Source organism: Janibacter hoylei PVAS-1 (assembly GCF_004025845.1).
In the GTDB taxonomy this organism is placed as follows: Bacteria; Actinomycetota; Actinomycetes; order Actinomycetales; family Dermatophilaceae; genus Janibacter; species Janibacter hoylei.
Map to the genome: position 1 here is coordinate 237118 of NZ_PIPF01000007.1, position 24555 is coordinate 261672.

The window sequence follows — 24555 nt, forward strand, 5'->3', positions numbered from 1 at the left end:
ACCGTACGCGTCGTAGGCTGGTCGACGTGATCCAGATCGAGGAGCTACCCGAACTGCACGACCCGGTGATGATCTGCGCCTTCGAAGGATGGAACGACGCGGGTGAGGCCGCCTCCCGCCTCGTCGGGCACCTCGCCTCGCTGTGGGACGCCGAGATCGTCGCCGCGATCGACCCGGAGGACTACTACGACTTCCAGGTCAACCGCCCGCGGGTGACCAACCAGGGGCAGGGCCGGGGCATCCACTGGGACACCACGCGCATCATGCTGGCCTCCCCGGACAGCCTCGGTCGCGACGTCATCCTCGTCGTCGGCACCGAGCCCTCCTTCCGGTGGCGGGCCTACACCACCGAGATCCTCGACCTGGCGGCCTCGCACGGGGTGCGCACGGTCATCACCCTCGGCGCACTGCTCTCGGACGTGCCGCACTCCCGCCCGATCCCGGTGTCGTGCACGAGCGACGACGAGGCGACGGCCTACCGCTTCGACCTGGAGCCCGCCCGCTACGAAGGCCCCACCGGCATCACCGGTGTCGTCGCCGACGGCGCCCGTCAGGCCGAGATGGCCTCGATCGCCGTGTGGGCCGAGATCCCCCACTACGCCGCGCAGGTGCCCTGCCCCAAGGCGACCCTCGCGATGCTCGTGCGGCTCGAGGACCTGCTCGACACCGTCATCGACCACGACGACCTCGAGGACGAGGCCCAGGCCTGGGAGCGGGGCGTCGACGAGCTGGCCCGCACCGACGAGGACGTCGCCGACTACGTCTCCGCCCTGGAGAGCGCCCAGGACACGACCGAGCTGCCCGAGGCCAGCGGCGATGCGATCGCCAAGGAGTTCGAGCGGTACCTTCGCCGCCGGGGCGACGGCGCCCCCGGCAAGGGCTGACCCGGCGCTCCTCCCCCTTCGCCCGCCCCCCACCCGCCGCATTTCCCTAGGGAGATGCGGACTACAGCCCCATCCAGACGCATTTCCCTAGGCAAATCCCAGCTCAGGGCGACATTTCCCTGGGGAAATGCGGACCCCAGTCCCTCGGCGGGGAGGTGGGTTCAGAGGCGGATGCCGAGCAGCGCGTCGATCGCTCGGGCCAGCTCGCCGGGTGCCGAGCGGATCTGCCCACCCTGCCCGAGCGACTGCTCCACCCAGGCGTCGACCGCGGCCAGGGCCTGCGGCGTGTCGAGGTCGTCGGCGATGGCGGCACGCACGGCGGCGACGGTGGCGGTCGCGTCGGGCCCGCCGTCGGTGGACAGGCCGGCCCGCCACCGCTCGAGGCGAGCCCTCGCCTCGTCGAGGTCGGCGTCCGTCCACTCCCACTCGCTGCGGTAGTGGTGCGCGAGGAGCACGAGTCGGATGGCCATTGGGTCGACGCCTTCGCCGCGCAGGGTCGACACGCGCACGAGATTGCCCTTGGACTTGCTCATCTTCTCGCCGTCGTAGGCGACCATCGCCTGGTGCGTCGTGTGAGAGGCAAAGGGTCGCTCCCCCGTGAGCGCCTCTGCCTGCACGATCGACATCTCGTGGTGCGGGAAGACGAGGTCGGTGCCGCCGCCCTGCACGTCGACGTGGTCGCCGAGGTGCGCCATGGCGATCGCCGTGCACTCGATGTGCCAGCCGGGGCGGCCAGGGCCGAGATCGCCTGCGTCCCAAGCCGGCTCGCCCGCGCGCTCACCCCGCCAGAGCATCGGGTCGAGGGGGTCACGCTTGCCGGCACGCTGCGGGTCGCCGCCGCGCTCGGCCGAGTAGCCGAGCATCGTCTCGCGGTCGAGATGGCTCAGCTCGCCGAGCCCGCCGGCCGCACCCAGGTCGAGGTAGATGTCGCGGACCCCGTCCTCGACGACCTCGTAGGTCACACCTCGGGCGACGAGCTGCTGCACAGCCGCGATGATCTGCGGCATCGACTCCATGACGCCCATGAAGTGCTCCGGCGGGATGACCCCGAGCGCCGTCATGTCCTCGAGAAAGAGCGCGATCTGGTCCTGCCCGAGGTCGCGCCAGTCGACCCCGTCACGGGCGGCCCGCTCGAAGAGCGGGTCGTCGACGTCGGTGACGTTTTGCACGTACGTGACCTGACGGCCGCCGTCACGCAGCGCCCGGTTGACCAGGTCGAAGGTCACGTAGGTCGCGGCGTGCCCCATGTGCGTCGTGTCGTAGGGGGTGACGCCGCAGACGTAGAGCCGAGCGGGGTCCGTCGGCTCCACCGGTGCCACCTCGTCGCGGGCCACGTCGTGCAGGCGAAGGGAGATCGGCTCTCCGGGGACGACGGGTAGGTGGGGGGACGGCCAGGCTCTCACGCGCACAGCCTACGAGGTGCGGCTCACAGTGGTGGCCACGGGATCGAAGGCCACTCCCCCGACGGCTCTGGATGACGCCCTTCGCCCAGCAGGTCGGCGACCCGCTCGGCGAGGGCCGCCAGCTCGACGGGGGTGATGAGCACGGTCAGCTCGGCCCGTACCTCGGCCCGGTCCAACGCCGCGTCGAGGCGGGAGAGCCGCTCCAGGTCAGCCGGCTGGATCGGGTCACCCGCCCACCCCCACAGGACCGTGCGCAGCTTGGGCTCGGCGTGCAGGCCGACGCCGTGGTCGATGCCCCAGAGGCGACCGTCGTGCTCGAGGATGTGCCCACCCTTGCGGTCGGAGTTGTTGAGCACCGCGTCGAGGACAGCCATCGTGCGCAGGCGCGGGTCGTCCGGGTGGGAGACGAGCAGGGGCGCCCCCTCGGCGTCCTCGCCCTCGAGCACGACGATGTTGCCGTCGGGCACGGCATCGGGTGGCGTCACGGCCACCGGGGTCGGGCAGAGGCTGGTCGCGTCGCCGACCCACCGCTGCACCGCTCCGGGGCCGGCCGGTCCGTCGCGCCACACGGTCTCGGGCACGAGGTCGAAGCCACCGAGCCGGTCGACGACCGAGGCGGCCACCTCGCGGGCCGCGAGCGTCCCGTCGGGGAAGTCCCACAGCGGCCGCTCGCCGTCGACGGGCTTGTAGGCGACGAGCAGCGGCTCGTGGCCGGCGGCGCGGACCTCGGCGACGAGCACGACATTGCTCGCGAGAGGGTGCCGGCCGAGGACCGCGAGCTCACCGTCGACGAGCGAAGGGGGACCTGCCACCGTCAGCGCTTGTAGCCGTTGGCTCGGGGGCAGATGTGCCCGTCCTCGTCGACCGGGCCACCGCAGAAGGGGCAGGCCGGACGGCCGGCGCGCACGACGGTCTCGCACCGCTGGGCGAAGGCCCGCGCCTGCGCCGGGGGCAACGAGACGCGCAGGCTGTTGAGCTGCACCATGATGTCCTCCTCGACCTCGTCCGGGTCGTGGTCATGGGCCTCGATGACGACGACCTGCCGCTCGTCGTCCCACGAGAGGGCGAGGGCACTGACCCGGAAGTCCTCGTAGATCGGGGTGTCGAGCGGTGCGTTGTCCGCCGCTTCCACGGCGGCCGCGACGGTCGCTGCGGCCCCGCCCACCTGGTCGAGCAGCTCGCCGATGCGCTCGGCGAGGATCTGAGCGTGCAGCTTTTCGAGGGAGACCTGCACCCGCCGGGACCCGTCGTTGGCCTGGAGGAAGAAGGTGCGTTGTCCGGGCGGTCCCACCGTCCCGAGGACGAAGCGCTCCGGCGGATCGAACTCGACGAGGCTCATGGCGTCGACCCTAGTCCTGCTCCGCCACCGACGGGCGCGTCCCCTGCTGGCGGGGTGTCCCCCTTCGGCCGGGGTGGGGTGAGGGCCGACCGGCCGGTGTCGTTGCTGCGCAGCAGCATGGGGCGGGTCGCGGTGTAGTGGACGACGGAGACCGACGCCGGGTCGACGTGCAGGCGCTGGAAGTCGTCGAGCGCCGTGGCCGTCGCGTCCGCGAGCACGGACTTGATGACGTCCCCGTGGCTCACGGCGGCCCACACGGCGTGCTCGCCGTGCTCGGCCGTGACGGCGGCATCGATCTCCCGGACCGCCGCGACGGCGCGGTCGGCCATCGACCGGATCGACTCCCCCGGGTGCTCCAGCCCGTCGGGGAAGGTGGCCAGGCTCGGCTGGTCCTGCACGACCCGCCACAGCGGCTCGCCCGCGAGCTCGGACAGGGGGCGACCGGTCCAGGCGCCGTAGTGGCACTCACCGAGCCCCTCGTGGACCTGGGCGGTGAGCCCGTGGGCCTCGAGCAGGGGCTGTGCGGTCTCCCGGCACCGCTGCAGCGGACTCGTCGCCACGTGGACGAAGGGGGTGCCCTCCAGCCGCGTCACGAGCGCGGCGGCCTGCTCCCGCCCGGTGTCGTCGAGGGCCACGCCGGGGGTCCACCCGGCGAGCACACCCGCGGTGTTGGCCGTGGACCGGCCGTGCCTGATGAGGATGCAGTACGCCACGCGCCTCACCCTAGGCGCAGGGCGGCGCCGCACCTGCAACGATGCGGGGGTGATCGTCGACCAGGCCCGGTACCACGACGGACGACGCCTGCCCTGTGGGGACATCAGCGAGACCCTGGACGACATCCGGGCCAGTGGCAGCTCGGACTTCCTGTGGATCGGGATGCGCGACCCATCGGACGAGACCTTCGAGCGGGTGTCCGAGGAGCTCGGGCTGCACCCCTTGGCCATCGAGGACTCCGTCACGGGCGACCAGCGACCCAAGATCGAGCGGTACGGCGACGGGCACTTCGTCGTCCTGCGGCCGCTGCGCTACGTCGAGGCGAGCTCGGACGTCGAGTCGGGCGAGATCATGGTCTTCATCGGCGCCGACCACATCGTCACGATCCGCAAGGGAGAGGCGAGTCCGCTGGCGGGCCTGCGCAGCCGGCTCGAGGCCGACGGCCACGATGCCCTGCGGCACGGGCCGTGGGGGGTCTTCCACGCGATCATCGACTTCGTCGTCGACCAGTACCTCGAGATCGAGGACGAGATCCAGCAGGACCTCGACGACATCGAGGCCGGGGTCTTTTCCCCCGACGGGTCGGTGTCGACCGCCGAGATCTACGCGCTCAAGCGCGAGGTCCTCGAGTTCAAGCGGGCCGCTCTGCCGCTGGCCCGACCACTGGCGCTGCTCGTCGGCACGGGGACGCCGGTGCCGACCGAGGAGCTGCGCCTGCGCTTCCGCGACGTCAACGACCACCTGTCGCTCGTCAACGACAACACCGAGTCCCAGGACCGGCTGCTGTCAGACGTGCTGAGCGCGCACCTGGCCCAGGTCGGCGTGCAGCAGAACCAGGACATGCGCAAGATCTCGGCCTGGGCCGCGATGCTCGCGCTCCCGACGATGATCGCCGGGATCTACGGGATGAACTTCGAGGGCATGCCGGAGCTGTCGGCCAGCGTGAGCGTCGGGGGTCACGAGATCCACTACGGCTACCCGCTGGCGCTGCTCGTCATGGTGCTGGCCTGCGTCGTGCTCCACCGGCTCTTCCGGCGCTCCGGCTGGCTGTGAGTCGGAGGCCGACTCAGCGCCGGGCGTCGTCCGCGTCGTAGTCCTCGTCGTCGAGGCCGGAGTAGGACTGCTCGTCCTCGTCGTCGTCGTAGTCGTCGGACTCGTCGTCATCGACCATGAACTGCTCGTCGACGACGACGAGAGGCGTCATCTCGCCGGTGGCGTCGTGCAGGGCGTCGTCGTAGGCCTCGAAGGCGTCGGCGAGATCCTCGTAGGCCGCCACGACGGTGGGGTCGTCCTCACCACGGCGCTGTGCCGAGGCCTCGAGGTGACGTTCGAAGGCGGCGATCAGCTGGTTCAGGGCGGGGCGCGGGTCGCTCATGGGCATGACGCTACCGCCCGTGGGCCACAATGGCACCGATGCCCGAGTACGAGTTCCGCACCATCCAGTTCCCGCGCGGCGCAGGCCGCGCCGCGATCCGCCAGGAGCTGGCCGACCACGCCGAGTACGGCCGCTGGGAGCTGCACCGCACCGTCGTGTACATCAGTGGTCGGCAGAAGGCCTGGTTGCGTCGCAAGATCATCCGCGTACCGCGCCCGCCGGCGCTGCCCTCACGTTGAGCGCACCGGCGCTGCGCTGACGCCGAGCGTCGCCGCCACGTCGGACCGTCAGCAGTCGCCGACGAGCCGCCACAGGACCTTGGCGCCGAACTCGAGCGACTCCAGCGGGACCCGCTCGTCGATGCCGTGGAACATCGGCGCGAAGTCGAGGTCGGCCGGCAGCCGCAGCGGCGCGAAGCCGTACCCGACGATGCCCATCGTCGACAGCGCCTTGTTGTCCGTCCCCCCGGAGAGGCAGTAGGGCAGGATCGACGCCTCGGGGTCCTCGGCGAGCAGCGCCCCACGCATCCGCTCGACGAGGTCGCCGGCGAAGGGCGAGTCCAGCGAGATGTCCTTGTGGTCGACGACGACCTCGACGTGCTCGCCGGCGAGGTCGCGGATCGTGGCCATGAGGTCCTCCTCGTGGCCGGGGAGGAAGCGGCAGTCCAGCGATGCCGTGGCGCTCTGCGGGACGACGTTGTGCTTGTACCCCGCGTCGAGCATCGTGACGTTGGCGGTGTCCTGCAGGGCTCCCCGGACGAAGCCTGCGGCTGGGCCGATCCGCTCGAGCAGCTCCTCGGCGTCCTCGTCGCTGTAGCCGACGCCGGTGATCTCGGACAGGCCGTCGAGCAGCCCCCGGACGCTGGCGATGAACTCGCGGGGCCACTTGTGCGCGTCGATCCGGGCGATGGCCTCGGCGAGGTGGACGATCGGGTTGTCGGAGGTCGGGACCGACCCGTGGCCGGCCGTGCCGCGGGCCACGAGCTTGAGCCAGGCGATGCCCTTCTCCGCGGTCTGGAGCAGGTAGGCGCGGTGGGGCTCCCCCTGCGCGTCCTCGACGGTGACGCTATACCCGCCGACCTCGCTGATCGCCTCCGTGACCCCCTCGAAGACCTCCGGGTGCTCGCGGACCATGAACTGGCTGCCGAGGACCCCGCCGGCCTCTTCGTCGGCGAAGAAGACGAAGAGCAGGTCACGCGGCGGCACCGTCCCGGTGCGGGCGAGGTGGCGGACGCAGGCGAGCATCATCGCGACCATGTCCTTCATGTCGACGGCGCCGCGTCCCCACAGGCAGCCGTCGCGTTCCTCCCCGGCGAAGGGAGGGACGCTCCAGTCCTCGGCATGGGCCGGCACGACGTCGAGGTGGCCGTGGATGCACAGCGCCCCGCGGTCGCGGTCGGCGCCGGCGATGCGCACGGCGACGGTCGTGCGGCCCGGGTCGGACTCGAAGACCTGCGGGTCCAGCCCCACCTCACGCAGCTGGGCGACGACGTAGTCCGCGGCCTCGCGCTCCCCCGGCCCGTCCTGGCCGGGGCCGTAGTTGCTCGTGTCGATGCGCAGCAGGTCGCGGCAGATGCGGACGACCTCGTGCTCGGGCGCGGTGGGGGCACCACCCGCGTGCGGGGGAATCTCGCTCATGCGGGCAGGCTACGCGGTACCCGGCGGACCTTGGCCGGTGCGGGTCCCGCGTCTGGCGCGGCAGGGTCCGGACCGGGGCTCGAGGTCGCGCGCAGAGCGTTGTCGGGGGTCGCTCATAGGGTCAACGGAATGTCAGAGCTGACGGCGCGCCACCACGATCCGGGAGTGCTTCCCGGGGTGCGTGATGCGGTGCGTGCGCTGCTGGTGATGGACGAGGGCACGACGTGGCAGCTGCCGGACGGTGACGTGTCGGAGGCGCTGGCCTGCGCCGCCGGGATCGTCCCCGTCATGCTCGGCACCGAGAGCGAACCCCTCGAGCTGGGCCGCGCGACCCGCTACTTCACCCCTGGCCAGCGCCGCCTCCTCGTCCTGCGCGACGGCGGGTGCACCTACCCCGGGTGCACCATGCCCGCCCAGTGGACCGACGCCCACCACCTGACCCACTGGTCCCGCGGTGGACACACCGACATCGCCAACGCCGCCCTGCTCTGCGAACGACACCACACCCATGTCCACGTCCCCGACCTGACCGCCACGGCCCGCGGCGTGACCTGGCACGTCTAGCGACCCCGCCCCGCCCCCGACCACCCCGGTCGGGGGTACTGGCGCGTCCTGAACATGGTTCACTGACGGGCGTGCACCTGACCCGCATCGGCCTCACCCCGCTCAAGGGCGCCCGCCACACCGACCTCGACCGGGTGCATCTCGACCCGACGGGACCGCGCGGCGACCGCCTCTACTGCCTGCTGGAGACCGGCCGCGACCGGGTGCTGCGCACCGTCGACAACCCGACGATGGTCCTCGTCACCGCCGCCTGGGACGGGGCGGACCTGACGGTGACCACCCCGGGCGAGGGCACGGTGACCGCCGCACCCCTCCCCACGGGCGAGGTCCGCACCTGCAGCTACTGGGACCGCGCAGCGCGGCTGGAGGTCATGACGTCACCGCACGCCGACCAGCTGTCGGCCCACCTCGGTCGGCACGTCCGGCTAGCGCGGATCCGCACGGCGGGCGAGGTCGTCTACGGCGGCTCGGTGACCCTCGTGACGACCGGCGCCCTGCGCCGCCTGTGCGAGGCTCAGGACTCCCGCTTTAGGGCCACCTTCACGGTCGCCGCCGAGCAGGACCCGGAGCCGGGGACATTCCTGCAGGTCGGTGGCGCGACCGTGCGCGTGCGCGGCCCGGTCCCCCGCTGCCGGGTCGTCGACATCAACCCGGACACCGCCGCCCTCGACACACGCCACCTCCACACGATCGCCGGGCAGGGGCGAGCGGAGCGCGACGTCCCCTTCGGGATCGATGCCGATGTCGTGACGCCCGGCGAGGCGCGCCTCGGGGACGCGGTCACCCCCGTGCCCAGTCCTGGGTGAGCGCCCCGGGCTCAGCGGGTCCGGGACACCACTCGTCGGACGGCCCCGGGACCCCTCGCCGGACGGGGACCGAACCCGGCCGGCCTTCGTCGGCACGCGTGCCGGACAGCCTTGGTCAGGAGGCCTCGGTCGTCCCCTCGTAGAGACCGATGTGGTTGCCGTCAGGGTCGGCGATCACGGCGAACCAGCTCGTCTCGCTGATCGGCGATTTGTCCATGACGACCGAGCCGCCCGACTGCGTCGCCCGGGCCAGGACCTCCTCGATCGAGTCGACCTCGACGTAGGAGCGCGGGTGCTCGAAGCCGTCGCCGCGTGGCGCGAGGCCGCCCCCGCTGATCTTGTTGGGCGCCTGCCACATGGGGTAGCCCTCGAAGCCGGGGATCTCGGCGATCTGCCAGCCGAAGAGCCCACCGTAGAAGGCCGCTCCTGTTTGCGGGTCGCTGACCGGGATGTCGATGTGCGTGATGTCTCCGTGTGCCATGGACCAAGCATGGCGGCAGGGTGTGACAGCCACCACAGCCGTGAGGTGAACGGTCGAGTCACCCTCGGGCGACGCCACCACCTCGTCCACCGCGCCGGCAGCGAGGGCCTGCCCGCGGTGGCCGCGGTCATCGAGGCGATCACCGGCAGCCACACCTACCCGAGCGGGGCTACCGGCGAGTAGCATGCGCTCCATGCAGCCCGCACGGGTCGTCGACGCAGACGGCCACGACCCCTTCGCCGAGCCGACGACGCCCGTCCCCGCAGGGTGGATCGCCCGGCTCGGGCTCGCCGGGGTCGGGATGTGCGCCGGGCTGGTTCGGCCCGATCCAGGTGCTCCTCGGGCTGCAGGCCGCCGCCCTGACACCCGACCACAAGGAGGCGACCCTCTCCCTCGTCACGGGCATCGGCGCCGCGGTGTCGACACTCGCCAACCCGCTCGCGGGAGCCTTCAGCGACCGCACGACATCGCGGCTGGGCCGTCGCGTGCCGTGGCTCGTCGGCGGGACCGTCGTCGGCGCGCTCGGGCTCGTCGTCCTCGCCCTCGCCGACACGGTGCCCGTCATGGTGCTCGGCTGGTGCCTCGTCCAGGCCGGGCTCAACGGCACGCTCGCGGCGCTCACCGCAGCCGTGCCCGACCTCGTGCCGGTCGAGCAGCGCGGTCTCGTGAGCGGCGTCGTCGGCATGACCCAGACCCTCGGCATCGTCGTCGGCACCGGCGTGGCGACGCTCGTCGCCGGCACCACCGGCGCCTACCTCGTCCTGGCCGTGCTCGTCGTCGCGGCGGTCACCCCCTTCGTCCTGCGCTCGATGGATCGCCCGCTCCCCCGCGGCCACCTGCCGCCGACACGCGTCGCGGACTTCCTCCGGGGCTTCTGGATCTCGCCCCGGCAGCATCCCGACTTCGCGTGGGCCTGGGCCACCCGCTTCCTCGCGACGATCGCCAACTCGATCTGCACGATGTACCTGCTCTTCTTCCTCACCGACGCGGTGCGTGTCGACGACCCCGAGCTCGGCGTCCTCGTGCTCACCCTGCTCTACGCCGCCTGCCTCGTCGTCTCCGCGATCGTCGCCGGGATGTGGTCCGACCGTCTCGGCGTACGCAAGCCCTTCGTCATGGTCTCCGGCCTCGTCATGTCGTCGGCCGCGGTCCTCCTCGCCCTCGTCCAGACGTGGCCGGCCGCGCTGGTCGGCGCGGTGATCCTCGGGGTGGGCTACGGCATCTACCTCGCCGTGGACTTCGCGCTCATCACCCAGGTCCTCCCCCGGGCCGGCGACCGGGCGCGCGACCTGGGGGTCATCAACATCGCCAACGCCCTGCCCCAGGTCCTCGCGCCCGCACTCGCCGGCCCGATCATCACGTGGTCGGCGAGGCACGGCACGCACGCCGACGGCTACCGCACCCTCTACCTCCTCGCGGCCGCCATCGGTGTCGCCGCCGCCCTGCTCATCCGCAAGATCCGCTCCGTCGACTAGGAGAGCCCGTGCCCCTGCCCCGTGACCTCGTGATCGGCACCTCGACCGCCAGCTACCAGATCGAAGGGGGTGTGACCGCCGGTGGTCGTGGCCGCAGCATCTGGGACGACTTCTGCGACCGGCCCGACGCGATCGCCGACGGGTCGTCGGGTGCCGTCGCCTGCGACAGCTACCACCGCTGGGACGAGGACGTCGACCTGCTGCGCGGCCTTGGTGTCGATGCCTACCGCTTCTCGATCGCCTGGCCCCGCATCCAGCCGACGGGTGACGGCGCGGCCAACCCTGTCGGCCTCGACTTCTACGACCGGGCGGTCGACGCCCTGTGCGAGGCGGGGGTCGCTCCCTTCGCCACGCTCTACCACTGGGACCTGCCGTCGGCCCTCCAGGCGAAGGGGGGCTGGATGGCCCGCGAGACCGCCGAGCGCTTCGGCGACTACGCCGCTCTCGTCGCCGCTCGGCTGGCCGACCGGGTCGCGATGTGGATGCCGGTCAACGAGCCGGTCGTCTCGACCCTCTTCGGGCATGCGATCGGCATCCACGCGCCCGGTGAGTCGCGTGGCTTCGAGGCGCTCGCCGCCGGCCACCACCTCCTCCTCGGGCACGGCCTGGCCACCCGGGCGCTGCGGGCCGCGGGGGCGCGCGCTGTCGGGACCGCCAACAACCACACGCCCGTGCACGCGGTGGGCGATGCCGACGAGGACGTCGCCGCCGCCGCGCTCTACGACACGATCCACAACCGCGCCTTCGCCGAGCCGATCCTGCTCGGCGAGTACCCCAACGGCATGGGCGATGGCATGCCCGGTCCCGTCGCCGAGGACCTGGCGGTCATCAGCGAGCCGCTCGACGCCTACGGCGTCAACTACTACAACCCCACCCTCGTCGGGGCACCCGGATTACCGGCGACCGTCGCCGCCCGGGCTGCGGCGCCCCGGCTCGAGGCGCAGCTGAGCGTGCCGGAGGGCATCCCCTTCGACGTCGTGCCGATGGCGGCGGACGAGTACACGGCCTTCGGCTGGCCGGTCGCCCCCGAGGGACTGACCGAGGTGCTCGTCCAGCTGCGGGACCGCTACGGCGACCGCCTGCCACCCGTGCACGTCACCGAGTCGGGGTGCTCGACCGACGACGTCGTCGAGGACGGCACCGTCCACGACGAGGCGCGCATCCGATACCTCGACCGGCACTTGGAGGCCGTCGCCGCCGCGATCGATGCGGGAGTCGACGTCCGGGGCTACTTCGTGTGGTCGCTGCTCGACAACTTCGAGTGGGCCGAGGGCTACACGCAGCGCTTCGGCCTCGTCCACGTCGGCGCCGACCAGGAGCGGGTCCCCAAGGACTCCTACGCCTGGCTGCGCGACCGCACCCGGACCCTGCGGTCCTCAGGCTGAGGCACGCCAGACGGGCAGGCCGGTGCCGCGCAGCTCACGCCCCTGACCGCTCGCGACGATGCCCCACGTGCACAGCACGAGGTGCCAGAGCGAGACCAGGGCCCAGGCCGTGATGATGAGGCCGAAGGGGAAGAAGCCCTCGATCCCGTCGGGGTCGTCGGCGGTGAGGTACCAGAGCAGCCCGAAGTGCGTACCGACGAGGACGACCGTGAGGACGAGGTAGGTCAGACCCCAGTTGGCCGCATGGACACCGTTGCGCGCGGCGAGCCCTCCCTTCGACCGCAGGGACAGGCCGACGGTGATCATGAGGACGCTCGCGAGCACGCTGCCGACGAAGGGCAGGCACATGAGGACGGCCAGGCCCATCGCCCAGGCGATCGTCCCGCGGCCGGGTCCCGGCACGGGCTGCTGGAACTGCTGGACCTGCGGGGGTGGCGGCAGCGGCGGGGACGTCATGCCCCCATCGTCTCGCACGGATCGTCCGGGGAGGCCGCCGGCACGCGACGCGAGACGGCACGGGACGCACGATGGCCCGCACCCCGGTCGAGGGTGCGGGCCATCGTGTCGACGACTCGTCAGACGAGGGTGAGCACGAGGTGCTCGATCTCCGGCTTGCGCGTGCTGCGCAGCCCGGCGACCGTCTCCGCACCATCGGTGTCGATGACGAAGTCGACCTTGGCCGGCAGGAGCACCGGCTTCTTGAACCACACGTGGCTCGTGCACGGGCCGCTGGTACGCGGACCAATGGCGCCCAGGACCCGGGCATAGGTCCACATCCCGTGGGCGATCGCCGACGGGAAACCCATCGCCTTGGCCGTCAGCCCGCTCATGTGGATCGGGTTGATGTCGCCGGAGGCGAGCCCGTAGGTGCGCCCGAGGTTGGCCGGCAGGCTCCACGTGGCGGCGGCCTGACCGGTCGGGATCGCCGGGGGCTGGGCCCCCCGCTCGGCGTCGGCGTCACCCTTGCCACGGGCGAGGTAGGTCGAGCGCCCCTCCCAGACCCGCTCGCCCTCGACGTCCACCTCGGTGACGAGGTCGACGACCTTGCCCTTGGGGTGGGGCCGCAGGGCCTCGGCACGCACGGTGATGTCGAGGGCCTCGTCGAAGCGGATCTCACGGTGGACCGTGATGACGTTTTCGACGTGCACCAGACCCATGAGCGGCAGGGGGAAGCCCTTGCCGGACATCAGCTGCATCTGGAGCGGGAAGCCCACGACGTGCGGGTAGGTGTGCGGCAGGACGTCGCTGTTGTTGAAGCCGCAGATCCGCTGGTACTCCAGCAGGTCCGAGCGGTCGATCGCGTGCCCCTCCAGGCGCAGGGTGACGTCCGGCAGCGAGCTGCCGCCACCCTTGCCCGGCAGTGCCGCCTTGGCGTAGATCGGCCCGAGCGCCGGGATGCTCTTGACGGTCGTGACCGACATCAGGCGCCCAGGATCATCTGGCCGCAGACCCGCACGGTGTTGCCCGTGACGGCGCGGTTGGCGTCCCAGGAGAACCAGCCGATCGTCTCGGCCACGTCGATCGGCTGACCGCCCTGCGACAGGGAGTTGGTCAGGCGACCGATCTCGCGGGTGGCGAGCGGGATCTTGGCGGTCATCTCGGTCTCGATGAAGCCCGGGGCCACGGCGTTGACCGTGATGCCCTTGGCGAGGACCTGCGGGTCCTTGGCCAGGCTCGAGGTCATGCCGATGACGCCGGCCTTGCTCGCCGCGTAGTTGGCCTGACCGCGGTTGCCCGCGATGCCGGCGATCGAGGCGACGTTGACGATGTGCCCGCCCTCGTTGATGGCCGGGACGAGCGCCTCGTTCATCTTGAGGATCGACAGCAGGTTGACGTTGAGCACCGAGCCCCAACGGTCCGCGTCGGTGTTGACGAGGAGCTTGTCGCGGGTGATGCCGGCGTTGTGCACGACGATGTCGAAGCCGCCGTGCAGCGAGCGCGCGTGCTCGACGATCTTGGCGCCCGCGTCCTCGGCGGTGACGTCGACCTGGAGGGCCGAGCCCCCGAGCTTGTTGGCGACCGCGGAGAGCGGGCCACCGGCAGCCGGGATGTCGACGCACACGACGGTCGCGCCGTCGCGGGCGAGCACCTCGGCGATGGCCGCGCCGATGCCGCGAGCGGCACCGGTGACGACGGCGACCTTGCCGGCGAGCGGGGCGTCCCAGCTCTCGGGCACGTCGATGTCGGCGACGGCGTCACCGACGTGCACGACCTGCGCCGAGACGTAGGCCGAGCGGCCGGAGAGGAAGAAGCGGATCGTCGCCTCGACGTTGGCGTCGGCGCCCTCGGAGACGTAGACGAGGTTGGCCGTGCCACCCGCGCGCATCTCCTTGCCGACCGACCGGACGATGCCCTCGAGGGCGCGGCGGGCCGCGGCCTCGGCGACGTCCTCGGTCTCCTCGACCGGGCGGCCGATGACGATGACGCGACCGGTCGGGGCCAGCGTCTTCAGCGCCGGGGCGAGGATGCCGCGCAGCGTCTCGAGGTCGGCCGGGGTGGCCGCCTGGGTCATGTCGACGACGACGCCCGCGACCGAGGTCGACGGGGAGGTCGCGATCTGGACGCCGTCGGCCGAGAGGGCCTCGGTGAGCAGCGCCGCGACGGGGGCGTCACCGTGACCGGCGAGCAGCACCGCGCCGTTGATGAGCGAGCCACCGGCCTTGTGACGACGCAGTGTCGTCGGGCGGGGCAGGCCGAGGGTGTTGGCGATCTGCTTGCCCAGGCCGGAGCTGACGAACTTGCCGTACTCGAATCCCATGTGATGTCTCCTAGGAGGTGTGTCGGTGGAAGGCTCAGGCGCCTTCGAGGATGGCCACGACGCCCTGTCCACCCGCGGCGCAGATGGAGATCAGGCCGCGGCTGCCCGGACCCTTGGCGTGGAGCATCTTCGACAGCGCGGCGACGATGCGGCCACCGGTGGCGGCGAAGGGGTGGCCCGCGGCGAGCGAGGAGCCGTTGACGTTGAGCTTGTCGCGGTCGATCGACCCGAGCGGGGCGTCGCGGCCGAGCTTCTCGCGGCAGAAGTCCTCGTCCTCCCACGCCTTGAGGGTGGACAGCACGGTCGCGGCGAAGGCCTCGTGGATCTCGTAGTAGTCGAAGTCCTGCAGCGTCAGGCCGTTGCGCTCGAGCATGCGCGGGATGGCGTAGGCCGGGGCCATGAGCAGACCCTCGGCACCGTGGACGTAGTCGACCGCCGCGGCCTGGCCGTCGACGAACCACGCGAGCGGGGTGAGGCCCTGCTCGGCGGCCCACTCCTCGGAGCCGAGGAGGACGACGGAGGCGCCGTCGGTCAGGGGCGTGGAGTTGCCGGCGGTCATCGTCGCGTCATCGCCCTTGCCGAAGACCGGCTTGAGCTTCGCGAGCTTTTCCATCGAGGAGTCGGCCCGCATGTTCTGGTCCTTGGCCAGACCCATGAAGCTCGTGACGAGGTCGTCCTGGAAGCCCTCGTCGTAGGAGCGGGCCAGGTTGTGGTGGCTCTTCATCGCCAGCTCGTCCTGCGCCTCGCGGGTGATGCCCCACTTCTTGGCCGTGATGGCCATGTGGTCACCCATCGACAGGCCGGTGCGCGGCTCGACGTTGGCCGGGGTCGCGATGCCGAAGTCCGTCGGACGGATCTTGGTGAGGGCGAGGGCCTGCGCCTTGCCGCCCTTCGCGCGGTTGACCTTGAGCAGCTTCTTGCGCAGGGACTCGGTGACGGTGATCGGGGCGTCGGAGGCGGTGTCGACGCCACCGGCGATGCCGGACTCGATCTGGCCGAGCTTGATCTTGTTGGAGACGAGGATCGCGGTCTCGAGGCCGGTGCCGCAGGCCTGCTGCAGGTCGTAGGCGGAGCTCGTCGGGGCCAGCGCGGAGCCGAGGACGGCCTCACGGACGAGGTTGAAGTCGCGGGAGTGCTTGATGACGGCACCGCCGGCAACCTCGTCGATGTGCTTGCCGCCGAGGTTGTAGCGCGCGACGAGCCCGTCGAGGGCAGCGGTGAACATGTCCTGGTTGGACGCCTCGGCGTAGGCGCCGAACTGACGGGCGAAGGGGATGCGGTTGCCACCGAGGACGGCGGCGCGACGCGGCAGGTTGTTAGCCACCACAGGTCTCCTGGTCGTGAGTGTTGGAGTCGGGACGGTCCGGGCGGATGCCGGCGCCCCCGAGTGTGCACTTATACGATACGGACGGTAGCAGGTACTCGCGGTACCTGCTACCGTCCGTCCTGTGAGCACCACCACCGACGGCCGCAGCTCCCGCTGGGAGGCGCATCGACAGGAGCGACGACGCACGCTCGTCGAGTCCGCGATCCGCACGATCCGCGCGCGGGGCGCTTCCGTCGGCATGGACGAGCTCGCCGCGGAGGCCGGCACCTCCAAGACCGTCTTCTACCGCCACTTCAGCGACCGTCACGGCCTCTACCAGGCCGTCGCCGAGCGGGTCGACGAGCTGATCCTGCGCGACATCGGCAAGGTCCTGGGCGAAAACACCAAGCGCACGGGCCTGAGCGCCCTCGACGTCGACCCCCGCTCCGTCGTCCGCGCGGCCATCGACGCCTACCTCCAGCTCGTCGAGCGCGACCCCGAGCTCTACCGCTTCATCGTCTCCGCACCCATCGTCGTCTCCGACCGGTCCGGCAATGCGGCGGAGGCCGTCGCCACCGCCACCGGCAAGATCGCCGGCCAGATCAGCGACCTCATCTCCGCGGCGCTCGTCGACCGCGGCAACGACCCGGCCCCCGCCCGCCTGTGGGGCCACTCCCTCGTCGGGCTCGTGCGGGCCGGCGCCGATGCCTGGCTCGCCGGGCTCGCCGGTGACCTCACTCGCGGCGAGCTGACCGAGCGGCTCACCGACCTCGCCTGGTCGGGCACGAAGATCGCCTGGAAACGCCCCTCCTCCTGACGCCCGGCGTGGGTAGGGTCGGGCCATGGCGACCACCGAGGCACCGTCCGTCACCGCCCTCAGGGAGGTCCTGCGACTCCACACCGTCGCCTCGGACGACCCGGACCGGACAGACCCGGCCCCCTTCGTCGAGCTGCACGCGGTGCTCCGCCGGCACTTCCCGCGGGTGCACGAGGCCGGGGAGGTCGTCGACGTTCCTCCCCACGGGCTACTGATCCGGGTCCCGGCCGACCCCGGCTCCCCGACCTGCGACGCCGACCCCGTGGTCCTCATGGCCCACATGGACGTCGTGCCCATCGGTGACGAGTCGCTGTGGACCCACCCGCCGCTGGCTGCCGAGGTCGTCGACGGCATGATCTGGGGGCGCGGCACGCTCGACGACAAGGGCCAGCTCGTCGCAGTCATGGCAGCGGTCGAGTCCCTCCTCGCCGAGGGCCTGGCCCCGGCACGCGACGTGTGGCTCTCCTTCGGCAGCGACGAGGAGGTCATGGGCACGTGCGCGCTCGCCGCGGTCGAGCTGCTCCGCGAGCGCGGGGTGCGGCCGTGGTTCGTGCTCGACGAAGGGGGTGCCGTCGCCTCCGACGCCTTCCCCGGCGTGACCCGCTCCCTGGGCGTCGTCGGCGTATCCGAAAAGGGGGTGCTCTCCCTTCGACTCACCGCCAGTGGCCGCGGCGGCCACGCCTCACGACCGGCGAAGGGGGGACCCGCCGCCCGCATCGCCGCGGCCATCACCCGACTGGAGCGCCACCCCTTCCCCGCGCACGTCTCCCCCGCGACGCTCGAGATGCTCGGGCGCCTGGTGCCGCACCTGCCGCGCGCACTGCGGCCGGTCGTGGCTCGCGCGGAGCGCGCCCCCTCGCTCCTCGCACGCGTCCTCGTGGCGGCAGGCCCCGAGGCCGCTGCCCTCGCGCGGACGACGGTCGCCGTGACGACGCTCAGCGGCTCGCCGGCGATCAACGTCAACCCGACCTCCGTCGTCGCCGGGCTCAACCTGCGCATCGCCGTCGGCGAGACGACCGCGGCGGCGACCGAGCGCATCCGCCGCGTCGTCGGTCGGACCATCGATGTCGAGGTCGCCGAAGCGCACGAGCCGAGCCCGCTCTCCCCGACGGACGACCCCGCCTTCGCCCTGCTCGAGCGGACGGTGACGACGGTCTTCCCCGAGGCCGTCCCCGTGCCGTACGTCATGTACGCGGCGACCGATGCCCGGCACTTCACGACGATCTGCCCGCGCGTCTACCGCTTCGCCCCCTTCCGGATGAGCGCCGAGCAGCGCGAGTCGATCCACAGCTACGACGAACGTCTGGGCGTGCAGGACTTCCTCGACGGGGTGCGGTGGTACCGCACCCTGCTCGACGGTCTCACCCACGAGTCCGTCGCTGCGGCGGTGGCCGGATGAGCCCGGCCATCTGGCGGATCGTCGGCTTCCTCGCGGCGGTCGAGATCGCCTCCGGCGTCCTGCAGGGGTACTACACGCCGATCTACTCCGACATCGCCGACCACCTCGCGATCCCCGACGGCGACGTCAACTGGTTCGAGGCGGCCCAGCTCATCGTCGCGGCCCTCGCCGTACCCGTGCTCTCCCGCCTCGGCGACCTGCACGGTCACCGACGGGTGCTCATCGTCGCGACGCTCATCACGGCCATCGGCGGCTGGCTCGTCGCACTCGCCCCGGGCTTCTGGACCTTCCTCGTCGGCTGGGCGATCCAGGGCGCCTACACCGTGTGGCTGCCGATGGAGATCGCCATCCTCCACGAGCGCACGCGCGACCGCCCCGACCAACCCGCCCTGGTGCGTCGAGGGGCCGCGCTGCTCGTGCTCGCCCTCGAGGTCGGCGTCATCATCGGTGCGCTCGGGGCGGGCGCGCTCCAGCCCGTGATCGGGATGACCGGGTTGCTCGCCGTCCCGGCGGCGGCGACCACCCTGGCGCTCGTGGCGATCGTCCTCGGCGTGCGCGACGAGTCGGCGCCGGCCACCGGCCGGCTCGACCTCGCCGGCACCGCCCTGCTCTCGAGCGGGCTGCTCCTCGTGCTCGGCGGTCTGGTCGTCATCCGGCTGCAGGGTCTGACGAGCGGGCTCGCGTGGGCACTCGTCATCGGGGGATGCCTCGTCATGTGGGCCTTCGTCCGCGTCGAGTCGCGGGCCGACTCGCCGCTCGTCGACGTGCGGGCCCTGGCTGCGCCGGGCATGTGGCCGGTGCAGCTGGCCGCGGCCCTCTTCGGCATGAGTGTGCTTGGTGCGCAGATCCCCCTGTCGACCTTCGCCCGGACCGACCCGGCGGAGGTGGGCTACGGGCTCGGTGTCGACGCCGGTGCGATCGCCAACCTCATCGGCCTCTACGTCGCGTGCATGGCGGTCGGGGCGCTGCTCTCCCCCGTCGCGGCACGCTGGGTGGGAGTCCGGTGGATGCTCGTCGGCGCCGCCGGGCTCGTCGCCCTCGGTTACGCGACCTTCCTGCCGCTCCACACCGCCCTGGCGCACACGATGCTCGCCATGGGGGTGGCCGGCCTGGGCTCGGGGGCCCTCGTCGCCTCCCTGCCGGCCGCAGCGGCCGCGGTCGCCGCCCACGGCGGCACCGCCGAGGCAGCGGGGCTGACCAATGCGACCAAGACCGTGGGCGGCTGCATCGCCTCGGCGATCTTCGCCGTCGCCCTCGCCTCCACCGGCAGCATCTCCGACCCGGCCGCGGGGCACGCCCCGATGTCGGGCTACCTCACCGTGTGGGGCGTGTGTGCCGGGTCGGCACTGCTCGCGGCGATCGCCCTCTCGCGACTGCCGGCGACCGATCGGGAACGTGAGCCCGTCGAGGTCTGAGTCGTCTCCGAGCGGGCAGCTCAGAGACAGCCCGCGCGCCCCGACACGCGGGACGTCTTTGACTCCGCACGTGCGTCCCCTGTCCCGATGCCCTACGTCAGGGCGACCCCGGGCCGGAGCGCCGGGTCGCAGCGCACGAGGTCGAGGGCGAAGTCGACGTACCACTGCGCGACCTGCTCGGGCGTGGAGTCACCCTCGTGCCGGTACCACTGCGGGATGGCCGTGCACATCGTCACGACCGCGCGGGCGGCCTCGTGCGGCAGCGGCGTGGCGAAGGCCCCAGCCCGGCAAGCGGCCCGCACCTCGTCGTCGATGCGCGCCTGCTCCTCCCGACGGACCCGCGCGATGCGCGCCCGGGCCGGGCCGGCGAGGCTGCGCATCTCGGTCGCCCCGATGAAGCCGAGCTCGCGCCGGTGGCTGTGGAAGAGCGCCTGGCACTCGACGAGCCGGGCGAACCGGGTCCACGGGTCCTCCGCCTCGGCCTGCGCTGCGGAGGTGCGACGGGTCAGGTCGTCCATGGTGCGGTCGAGGAGTGACACGAGCAGCTGCTGCTTGGAGGAGGAGTAGTGGTACAGGCCGGCGACCGACAGCCCGGCGCGCTCGGCGACTCCCCGCATCGTCGAGCCGTGGTAACCCAGCTCGAGGAAGCACGCGAGCGCGCCGCGCAGGGCGGGGTCGAGGTCGAGCGGCTCGAAGCGGCGCCAGTGCCCGGCCCCGGCGGCCTCCCCTTCGCCCGCGGTCACGCGCCACCGCTCGTCGCGGATCGGCTCGGCGACGCCCTGCAGCAGCCGCTCGGGCCGCACGCCGAGCACGTCGGCGAGTTGGACAGCACGCTCGGTGGAGGTCGCGACACGGCCGTTTTCGACGGCGCTGACGGTGCCGATGCTCACCCCGAGCTGGTCGGCGAGCTGACGCACGGTGAGGCCACGCCTCGTGCGCAGATCACGGACCGCGCGGCCCATGGCGACCCGGTGCAGCGACGGTTCCTCGGGCACGCCCACGGCCGGCTCCCTTCGTCCCAGATGTTCAGCGATACTGAACAAGATCGTCGTTGACACCCTAGAGGCCCTACCAGCACGGTAGGCACATCACGGATCGACCAAGTGATTGTTCAGACCGTTGTGCTCAAGGAGGAGCCATGACCGACGCTGCGCCCGACCTGACCGACCTGCTCAAGGACGCTCCCACCAACTGGGGCAAGTGGGGCCCTGAGGACGAGGTGGGCTCGCTCAACTACCTCGGCCCGGAGCAGGTGATCGCGGCGGCCGGCCTGATCCGCAGCGGCAAGGTCTTCCCGATCCAGCGACTCATCGGCGACCCGAAGGGGGATCCGGTGTGGCCGAGCCGCGAGCCGGCGACCCGCACGCAGATCTTCGACGAGTCCACCTGGGACGGCGACGACGCGCCGGTCTTCCCCGGCGGCCTGCACTACGCGGACGACAAGATCGAGGCCTTCCTCCAGGGGTCGACGCAGTACGACGCCCTCGGACACGTCTGGTACGGCGGCAAGCTGTGGAACGGCTACGACGCCCGCACCACCGTCGGCGGGATGGACAAGGCCAGCGTCCAGCCCATCGCCGAGCGCGGTGTCGTCGGCCGTGCGGTGCTGCTCGACATGGCCCGCTACCGTGGCAAGGGGAGCCTCGACTCCGCCGAGACCTACACCCATGAGGACCTGCTCGCGTGCGCCGCGCAACAGGGCGTCGAACTGCGCAAGCGCGACATCATCCTCATCCGCACCAACTACCTCGCCCGCTTCCACGAGCTCGGCGCCGCCTTCTACGACGACTTCTGCGAGCCGGGCCTGATCTACAGCTCCGAGCTCGTCCAGTGGTTCGCCGACATGGAGATCCCCAACCTCGTCACCGACACCATCGCCAACGAGGTAACGACCGACCCCGAGACCGGCGTCGCGCTGACGCTGCACAACGCCCTGATGCGCAACCTCGGCATCGCCTTCACCGAGATCGTCGACCTCGAGGACCTCGCCGCCGACTGCGCCGCGGACGGCGCCTACGACGTCTTCTACGCCGCGGCCCCGCTCAAGGTGCACCAAGGCTCCGGCTCGCCGGTCAACCCGATCGTCATCAAGTGAGGCGTGGATGAGTGCCTACGACGACAAGCCCTGGCTGGGGCTCTACGGCGAGATGCCGGAGACGCTCGACCCGGAGCACACCTCTGCCCTGGAGATGTTTCGCGCCGGCGTGCAGACCGACCCCAACGGCGACGCCATCCGCTACTTCGACGGGGTGATCTCGCGGCGCGAGCTCGACGAGATGAGTGACGCCCTGGCCGTCGGGCTGCTCGCCGAGGGCTTCGCCGCAGGTGACCGGCTGGCGGTGTACCTGCAAAACATCCCGCAGTTCGTCATCGCAATGGTCGCCGCGTGGAAGGCGGGCGGGATGCTCGTGTCGATCAACCCGATGAGTCGCGAGCGCGAGCTGCGCTACCTGCTCGAGGACTCGGGCGCGCGCGTCCTGCTGTCGCAGGAGGGGCTCTACGACGAGGTCGCCCGCCACGTCGTGCCCGACTCCCCCGTGCAGCTGGTGCTCACCACGAGCGAGCTCGAGCACCAGACCGAGGCCGACGAGCGGCTCTTCGCCGGCAGCAGCCGGGCGCGGCACGAGGGGACGAGCGACCTCGCCGAGCTCATCGCGCGCCACCGCGGCGAGGTGCCACCACCGGTCAGCCCGAGCGCGGACGACATCGCCTTCCTCACCTACACGTCCGGCACGACCGGCCGCCCCAAGGGCGCGATGAACACGCACGGCAACGTCGTCTTCACCGCGATGGTCTACCGCGACTGCGCGATGTTTGCGCCCGGCGGGTCGGTCCTGGCCATCGCGCCGCTCTTCCACATCACCGGACTCATCGGGCACATCGCGCTGAGCCTGCTCGCGCCGATGCCGCTCGTGCTGGCCTACCGCTTCGAGCCGGGCGTCATGCTCGACACCCTCGAGCGCCACCGGCCGACGTGCACGATCGGGGCGATCACCGCGCTCAACGCACTGCTCGACCACCCCGACGTCACGCCGGAGCACTTCGCCTCGCTCGACACGGTCTACTCCGGTGGCGCGCCCATCTCCCCGACGGCGGAGCGGCGCTTCCACGAGGTCACCGGCCGCCAGGTCCACAACGCCTACGGCCTGACCGAGACGACGAGCCCGATGACGCTCACCCCCTTCGGCGTGCAGTCGCCGATCGACCCGGCATCCGGCGCCCTGTCCGTCGGGGCACCGGTCCCGTCGACGATCGTGCGGATCCAGGACGACGAAGGGAGGGACCTGCCGCTCGGCGAGATCGGCGAGATCGTGGCCGAGGGCCCGCAGGTCGTCGCCGGCTACTGGGACAAGCCCGAGGAGACCCGGGCCTCGCTGCCCGGCGGTGCCCTGCACAGCGGCGACGTGGGCTTCATGAACGAGCAGGGCTGGATCTTCATCGTCGACCGCAAGAAGGACATGATCAACGCCTCGGGCTACAAGGTGTGGCCGCGCGAGGTCGAGGACGTCCTCGCCGAGCACCCGGCCGTCCGTGAGGCGGCCGTCGTCGGCGTGCCTGACGACAAGCGCGGCGAGACGGTCAAGGCCTTCGTCTCCACCCGGGCGGGCGCACAGGTGGAGCCCGACGAGATCATCGCCTTCTGCAAGGAGCGCATGGCCGCCTACAAGTACCCGCGTCAGGTCGAGGTCCTCGACGAGCTGCCCAAGACGGTGACCGGCAAGATCCTGCGGCGTGAGCTGCGTGGCTGAGCCGACCATCGCCGTCGCCGGCGAGGACCTGCCGGGGCTCCCCCTCCGTCGGTTGGCGCCGTACCTCGCCCGGCACGTACCGGAGATCGGCGACGTCCCCCTCACGGCGTCGCTGATCTCCGGGGGACGGTCCAACCTCACCTACCTGCTCACCGACGGGCAGCGGCGCTGGGTGCTGCGTCGGCCCCCGCTCGGGGCAGCGCTCGAGACGGCGCACGACATGGGGCGGGAGCACCGGATGATCTCGGCGCTCCACCCCACCGCCGTCCCCGTCCCCCGCCCTGTGCACCTCGCGGGGCCGGAGGGCGAGGATCTGCTCGGCACCCCCTTCTTCGTCATGGGCTTCGCCGAAGGGGAGGTCCTGCGTGATCGGGAGCAGCTCGCCGCGGTGCCGGAGCCGGGGCGGCTCGCCCGCCACCTCATGCGGTGCCTCGCCGACCTCCACGAGGTCGTCCCCGACGAGGTGGGGCTCGCCGGCCTCGGCCGGCCCGACGGCTACCTCTCCCGCCAGCTCGACACCTGGCTGCGTCAGGTCTCGGCCGTCGGCTCGCCGCTGCTGGGGGACTTCGAGGACGTCGCGCGGTGCCTGCGGCGGAGCCTGCCCACGACCCAGCGCACCCGACTGGTGCACGGCGACTACCGGCTCGACAACGTCGTCGTCGGCCCCGACGACCAGATCGACGCCGTGCTCGACTGGGAGATGGCGACGAGGGGCGACCCCCTGGCCGACGTCGCCTCCACGCTCGTGTGGTGGGACGGCATGCGTGGGCTGGACTCCCCCGTGGCGGCCCACCCGGGCGACGTGCCCGGCTACCCGGACCGGCGCGAGCTCGTCGCGGCCTACGCCGAGGTCTCCACGCTCGACCTCTCCGGCCTCGACTGGTACGTCGGCTTCGCCCTGTACAAGGTCGCCGCGATCTTCGAGGGCATCCGGCACCGGCACGACGAGGGGCTCACGGTCGGTGAGGGATTCGAGCGGCTCGGCCCGCTCGTGCCCCACCTGCTCGACTCCGCCCGCGACGCCTGACCCGGCGGCTGCGCTGAGGTC

The 24555-nt window shown here is 71.9% G+C and carries 26 protein-coding genes; 14 read left to right on the forward strand and 12 right to left on the reverse strand.

The window, feature by feature from the left end:
- Positions 1-26: 26 nt before the first annotated feature.
- Positions 27-884 carry a PAC2 family protein gene (locus CWN80_RS08030; protein WP_007924223.1) on the forward strand — a complete coding sequence of 286 codons (858 nt, stop codon included), beginning with the start codon at positions 27-29 and terminating at the stop codon, positions 882-884.
- Between the two features lie 161 nt (positions 885-1045).
- On the opposite strand, the gene mshC is transcribed toward CWN80_RS08030, so the two are convergent.
- The 4 genes from mshC to CWN80_RS08050 are packed head-to-tail and all read right to left on the reverse strand — an operon-like array spanning position 1046 to position 4339.
- Positions 1046-2287 carry a cysteine--1-D-myo-inosityl 2-amino-2-deoxy-alpha-D-glucopyranoside ligase gene (gene mshC / locus CWN80_RS08035; RefSeq protein WP_040880506.1) on the reverse strand — a complete coding sequence of 414 codons (1242 nt, stop codon included), beginning with the start codon at positions 2285-2287 and terminating at the stop codon, positions 1046-1048.
- 23 nt (positions 2288-2310) lie between these two features.
- Positions 2311-3099, reverse strand: a complete 789-nt coding sequence (locus CWN80_RS08040; RefSeq protein ID WP_238148127.1) for an SCO1664 family protein — start codon at positions 3097-3099, stop codon at positions 2311-2313.
- Positions 3100-3101: 2 nt separating this feature from the next.
- Complete coding sequence (locus CWN80_RS08045; protein WP_007924220.1) at positions 3102-3626, reverse strand: DUF3090 family protein; 525 nt, start codon at positions 3624-3626, stop codon at positions 3102-3104.
- Positions 3623-4339: an MSMEG_4193 family putative phosphomutase gene (locus CWN80_RS08050; RefSeq protein WP_007924219.1), complete on the reverse strand. Its 717-nt coding sequence runs from the start codon at positions 4337-4339 to the stop codon at positions 3623-3625. Before CWN80_RS08050 ends, CWN80_RS08045 begins: the two co-directional genes overlap by 4 nt.
- Before the next feature lie 49 nt (positions 4340-4388).
- On the opposite strand from CWN80_RS08050, the gene CWN80_RS08055 reads away from it, so the two are divergent.
- Entirely contained in the window at positions 4389-5393 is a 1005-nt protein-coding gene (locus CWN80_RS08055) for a magnesium and cobalt transport protein CorA (protein ID WP_007924218.1), read from the forward strand.
- 13 nt (positions 5394-5406) lie between these two features.
- Here the strand turns inward: CWN80_RS08055 and CWN80_RS08060 are convergent, their stop codons facing one another.
- Positions 5407-5715 (reverse strand): primosomal protein, encoded by a 309-nt coding sequence (locus CWN80_RS08060; protein WP_306511886.1) that lies wholly within the window; start codon positions 5713-5715, stop codon positions 5407-5409.
- Positions 5716-5753: 38 nt separating this feature from the next.
- Here CWN80_RS08060 and CWN80_RS08065 point away from each other — a divergent pair, with 38 nt between their 5' ends.
- A complete protein-coding gene (locus CWN80_RS08065) occupies positions 5754-5954 on the forward strand; it encodes a DUF5703 family protein (protein ID WP_202865232.1) in 201 nt (66 codons plus the stop codon).
- 48 nt (positions 5955-6002) lie between these two features.
- On the opposite strand, the gene CWN80_RS08070 is transcribed toward CWN80_RS08065, so the two are convergent.
- Positions 6003-7352 carry a M20/M25/M40 family metallo-hydrolase gene (locus tag CWN80_RS08070; protein ID WP_007924215.1) on the reverse strand — a complete coding sequence of 450 codons (1350 nt, stop codon included), beginning with the start codon at positions 7350-7352 and terminating at the stop codon, positions 6003-6005.
- Positions 7353-7481: 129 nt separating this feature from the next.
- Between CWN80_RS08070 and CWN80_RS15540 the strand changes: the two genes are divergently transcribed.
- Both CWN80_RS15540 and CWN80_RS08075 read left to right on the forward strand, forming a co-directional pair.
- Positions 7482-7916 carry an HNH endonuclease gene (locus CWN80_RS15540; protein WP_156811704.1) on the forward strand — a complete coding sequence of 145 codons (435 nt, stop codon included), beginning with the start codon at positions 7482-7484 and terminating at the stop codon, positions 7914-7916.
- Positions 7917-7987: 71 nt separating this feature from the next.
- Positions 7988-8722 carry an MOSC domain-containing protein gene (locus CWN80_RS08075; RefSeq protein ID WP_007924211.1) on the forward strand — a complete coding sequence of 245 codons (735 nt, stop codon included), beginning with the start codon at positions 7988-7990 and terminating at the stop codon, positions 8720-8722.
- 115 nt (positions 8723-8837) lie between these two features.
- On the opposite strand, the gene CWN80_RS08080 is transcribed toward CWN80_RS08075, so the two are convergent.
- Positions 8838-9203, reverse strand: coding sequence for a VOC family protein (locus CWN80_RS08080; protein WP_007924209.1), 366 nt, complete (start codon positions 9201-9203; stop codon positions 8838-8840).
- 45 nt (positions 9204-9248) lie between these two features.
- On the opposite strand from CWN80_RS08080, the gene CWN80_RS15370 reads away from it, so the two are divergent.
- The 3 genes from CWN80_RS15370 to CWN80_RS15550 all read left to right on the forward strand — a co-directional run bounded on the left by CWN80_RS15370 (position 9249) and on the right by CWN80_RS15550 (position 12063).
- Complete coding sequence (locus tag CWN80_RS15370) at positions 9249-9386, forward strand: hypothetical protein (protein WP_156811703.1); 138 nt, start codon at positions 9249-9251, stop codon at positions 9384-9386.
- 149 nt (positions 9387-9535) lie between these two features.
- On the forward strand, positions 9536-10678 hold the full coding sequence (locus CWN80_RS15545) for an MFS transporter (RefSeq protein WP_238148129.1): 1143 nt from the start codon (positions 9536-9538) through the stop codon (positions 10676-10678).
- Positions 10679-10686: 8 nt separating this feature from the next.
- Complete coding sequence (locus CWN80_RS15550) at positions 10687-12063, forward strand: GH1 family beta-glucosidase (protein ID WP_192899851.1); 1377 nt, start codon at positions 10687-10689, stop codon at positions 12061-12063.
- Here the strand turns inward: CWN80_RS15550 and CWN80_RS08090 are convergent.
- The 4 genes from CWN80_RS08090 to CWN80_RS08105 all read right to left on the reverse strand — a co-directional run bounded on the left by CWN80_RS08090 (position 12055) and on the right by CWN80_RS08105 (position 16145).
- Positions 12055-12519, reverse strand: a complete 465-nt coding sequence (locus CWN80_RS08090; RefSeq protein WP_007924204.1) for a hypothetical protein — start codon at positions 12517-12519, stop codon at positions 12055-12057. The genes CWN80_RS15550 and CWN80_RS08090 overlap by 9 nt on opposite strands.
- A 119-nt stretch (positions 12520-12638) precedes the next feature.
- A complete protein-coding gene (locus CWN80_RS08095; RefSeq protein ID WP_007924203.1) occupies positions 12639-13484 on the reverse strand; it encodes a MaoC/PaaZ C-terminal domain-containing protein in 846 nt (281 codons plus the stop codon).
- On the reverse strand, positions 13484-14821 hold the full coding sequence (locus CWN80_RS08100; RefSeq protein ID WP_007924202.1) for a 3-oxoacyl-ACP reductase: 1338 nt from the start codon (positions 14819-14821) through the stop codon (positions 13484-13486). Before CWN80_RS08100 ends, CWN80_RS08095 begins: the two co-directional genes overlap by 1 nt.
- A gap of 34 nt (positions 14822-14855) precedes the next feature.
- Complete coding sequence (locus CWN80_RS08105; RefSeq protein WP_007924201.1) at positions 14856-16145, reverse strand: acetyl-CoA C-acetyltransferase; 1290 nt, start codon at positions 16143-16145, stop codon at positions 14856-14858.
- Between the two features lie 124 nt (positions 16146-16269).
- Between CWN80_RS08105 and CWN80_RS08110 the strand changes: the two genes are divergently transcribed.
- From CWN80_RS08110 to CWN80_RS08120, 3 genes are read left to right on the forward strand one after another with little or no spacing between them, the layout of a single operon-like run.
- Positions 16270-16944 (forward strand): TetR/AcrR family transcriptional regulator, encoded by a 675-nt coding sequence (locus tag CWN80_RS08110; RefSeq protein WP_007924199.1) that lies wholly within the window; start codon positions 16270-16272, stop codon positions 16942-16944.
- Positions 16945-16969: 25 nt separating this feature from the next.
- Complete coding sequence (locus CWN80_RS08115) at positions 16970-18343, forward strand: M20/M25/M40 family metallo-hydrolase (protein WP_128277110.1); 1374 nt, start codon at positions 16970-16972, stop codon at positions 18341-18343.
- A complete protein-coding gene (locus CWN80_RS08120; protein ID WP_007924196.1) occupies positions 18340-19758 on the forward strand; it encodes an MFS transporter in 1419 nt (472 codons plus the stop codon). Before CWN80_RS08115 ends, CWN80_RS08120 begins: the two co-directional genes overlap by 4 nt.
- Before the next feature lie 92 nt (positions 19759-19850).
- Here the strand turns inward: CWN80_RS08120 and CWN80_RS08125 are convergent, their stop codons facing one another.
- Complete coding sequence (locus tag CWN80_RS08125; protein WP_007924195.1) at positions 19851-20759, reverse strand: TetR-type transcription factor C-terminal domain-containing protein; 909 nt, start codon at positions 20757-20759, stop codon at positions 19851-19853.
- Positions 20760-20896: 137 nt separating this feature from the next.
- Here CWN80_RS08125 and CWN80_RS08130 point away from each other — a divergent pair, with 137 nt between their 5' ends.
- Genes CWN80_RS08130 through CWN80_RS08140 form a run of 3 tightly spaced genes read left to right on the forward strand, consistent with a single transcriptional unit; the run spans position 20897 to position 24534 of the window.
- Positions 20897-21853 carry a cyclase family protein gene (locus CWN80_RS08130; protein WP_007924193.1) on the forward strand — a complete coding sequence of 319 codons (957 nt, stop codon included), beginning with the start codon at positions 20897-20899 and terminating at the stop codon, positions 21851-21853.
- A gap of 7 nt (positions 21854-21860) precedes the next feature.
- On the forward strand, positions 21861-23507 hold the full coding sequence (locus CWN80_RS08135) for an AMP-binding protein (protein ID WP_128277111.1): 1647 nt from the start codon (positions 21861-21863) through the stop codon (positions 23505-23507).
- Positions 23500-24534 carry a phosphotransferase family protein gene (locus CWN80_RS08140; RefSeq protein ID WP_007924191.1) on the forward strand — a complete coding sequence of 345 codons (1035 nt, stop codon included), beginning with the start codon at positions 23500-23502 and terminating at the stop codon, positions 24532-24534. The genes CWN80_RS08135 and CWN80_RS08140 overlap by 8 nt, the downstream gene beginning before the upstream one ends.
- Positions 24535-24555 lie beyond the last annotated feature (21 nt).